The organism is Nocardia sp. NPDC004604 (genome assembly GCF_040609795.1).
In the GTDB taxonomy this organism is placed as follows: domain Bacteria; phylum Actinomycetota; class Actinomycetes; order Mycobacteriales; family Mycobacteriaceae; genus Nocardia.
This window is the reverse complement of sequence record NZ_JBEXLC010000305.1, coordinates 1-2,671: the sequence shown is the minus strand read 5'-3', so window position 1 is coordinate 2,671 and position 2,671 is coordinate 1. Positions and strand designations below refer to the sequence as shown.

2 protein-coding genes are annotated in these 2,671 nt (G+C 29.7%); both read right to left on the bottom strand.

Annotated elements, in window-relative coordinates; translation table 11 throughout:
- Positions 1-975 precede the first annotated feature (975 nt).
- Complete coding sequence (locus tag ABZW16_RS43625; RefSeq protein WP_354962042.1) at positions 976-1,476, bottom strand: GNAT family N-acetyltransferase; 501 nt, start codon at positions 1,474-1,476, stop codon at positions 976-978.
- 20 nt (positions 1,477-1,496) lie between these two features.
- Positions 1,497-2,612 (bottom strand): helix-turn-helix domain-containing protein, encoded by a 1,116-nt coding sequence (locus ABZW16_RS43620; RefSeq protein WP_176719353.1) that lies wholly within the window; start codon positions 2,610-2,612, stop codon positions 1,497-1,499.
- Between the last annotated feature and the right edge of the window lie 59 nt (positions 2,613-2,671).

The following is a 2,671-nucleotide window of genomic DNA, read 5'->3' as shown; positions in this document are numbered from 1 at the left end:
AGTTTGCTAACTTTTAAGTTTGCATATAAATGGGCAGTGTTTATTTTTTTCTGCCCAGTTTGCTAACTTTTAAGTTTGCATATAAATGGGCAGTGTTTATTTTTTTCTGCCCAGTTTGCTAACTTTTAAGTTTGCATATAAATGGGCAGTGTCTAAAAAATAGTCACTGGTTTTGCTCGAATTTTAGTTTGTGAAATTAAGATATATTTATTTGGCTCATATTTGCGTTTTAAAAGCTTATGTAGGTTTTTAGGTATGAAACTATATGATTTACCCCTAAATCTTTAAAATGCCCCCTTAAAATTCAAAATAAAGGCATTTAAAATTTTAAAAATAAAAAAACTACTAGCAAAAAACTAGTAGCTTAAATCTTAGTTAAATTTCGATGCAGTATTAATTTTTATATCTACGCTACAACGTCGATTCTAGTTCGTGCAGTATTAATTTTTATATCTGCGCCACAACGCCGATTCTAATAAATGTAGTATTAATTTTTATATCTGTGCTACAACACCGATTACTTAAAACTAAGATAAAAAATCGACGAAGGTCGATTATAGTTTTGCACACGTCGATTTATTCGACGTATAAGTGCGCCCTTACGGGATTTAACTAGATTATAACGACGAATTTTAGACCTGTAAAGCAATAACAATCGGGTCTACCTAGTAGACAAAGTGTACAAAGTAGACCCGATTGTTATTTGTTTTTGCAAAGTAGATTAGAAAGAGAACAGTGCAAAAACTACTGTTAATAAACACCCTAAATGTTGAGTCCATATTATAACAAGAACACGCATTTATGCCGAGAAAATTTATTGATGTTGAGAAGAACCCTTAACTAAACTTGCAGACGAATGTCGGCATAGCGTGAGCTATTAAGCCGACCATTCGACAAGTTTTGGGATTGTTAAGGGTTCCGAGGCTCAACGTCAATAAAGCAATTGGAATAAAGCATTTTTGAAATTTGCTTATATTATTTAAAGAAAAAAATATCTCCTTGGTCTACATAATTATCAAAATTAGAATCTTTTTTAAAACCTAATTTTTCGGCTAATTTTACAGAAGATATGTTATTTACGTCAGTTCTTATTACGAAATCTAAATTATTATCTATTTTAGTTTTTAGCCAATTCATTATTGTTTTGATAGCTTCAGTTGCATATCCATTGCCAGTTTCTTTAGGGTCCAACCGATAATATAAATTGAAGTATTCTTTGTTGGCAAATTCCATTTTTTCTGCGCCACCACTACCTATAGCTGTCTTGTTTTCTTTTTTAATAATCACAAAATATCCGTAATTATGGTCATCCCAATGGGTTATCCATTTGTTCAACATATTTTTAGTATCGTTTATCGTTTTATGTCTTCGCTTTGGAGTATATTGAGTTGCTATTTTATTAGAGTGGATTTCATATAATTCTTCTGAGTAAGATAATTGTGGTTTAGTCATAATTAATCTTTTGCTTTCAAGCATTTTGTACACATCCTTAGTAGTTATATAGATTTGAGAAATGGGATATTAAGAATTATGATTTCTTGAAGCTCTTTATTACTCATATTATCAAACTCTGAAATTCTTTTTAATGCTAAAGTACCTAATAGATTAACTGCATTACTTGGATAAAGCCTTTTACCTAATTCAGATTCTATTTCCGTTTTAGGAAATATATAAAACATACTTTTTCCAAGCTTTCCGTTCAATTTTTGAGACAATAAAGTTTTAAGTTTATTAAAATAGTGCCATTGAAAAATAAACTGCTTAAATTCCATGAAAAGCATTGTCTCATCACTGCCTCTATTTAAGTCTTTTTTCATTTGTCGTATAAATGCTTCATAACAATATTTTGGAATGAGTAATTGTGTTTCTTGTGACGTTAGATAATATAGTTGATTAAATGATTCAACTTCACAAGTGTTAGCTAACTTCGCTAGGTTCTCACCTATATTTTTAGCGTCAATATTATCTTGAATGTCGCTAGTATAATTTGAAATTTCATTGATTGAAAAATCTAAATAGTTACACAGTGTTTGAATATCTTTAAAGTATAATTTCGATGGATCCTTATGTAGGTTTTGCAATGTTGATAAAGGGATTAATGTATTAGAACTCAAGTGATTTAAACTAATTTTGTGACACTTAAAGTATTCAAGTAACTTTTCAATATTATGAGAATTGAACAATCCTTGCGTATATTTATAGGTGTTGATTTCTAATAATAAACCAATAGCATGTTCTATTTTTTCAATGCCGTTTTTCACCCCATCATCTGTTATAGGGTCGCGATGATCAGTAACAGATAATATACTTGCTGAGTCATGTTTAATAACTAAACCACTATTGTTTTTGTATAAATAGTTTGGATAATGTAACTCAAAAGTGTTTAGAGCTATTTCACATGTTGAGTAATCAATGATATTTTTTTCAAAGTAATCGTAATAAATTCTTTGGATAAAATCATACTTAGGGAATGAAACCCAATCTTGTTTATTAACCAAATTAAAATGAGATATAAGTTGAGAAAATTGATAAATACGTGTTCTATTTTCATCAGGTAAATGACAATGTTTCGTAATGGTTCTGTTGCAAAGTAAAAAAATATAGCTAACCACTAATTTATCATGTCAGTGTTCGCTTAACTTGCTAGCATGATGCTAATTTCGTGGCATGG

Bases quoted from the DNA above. Each gene is read 5' to 3' on its own strand.
- ABZW16_RS43625 (WP_354962042.1), bottom strand. From the start codon at position 1,476: ATGCTTGAAAGCAAAAGATTAATTATGACTAAACCACAATTATCTTAC.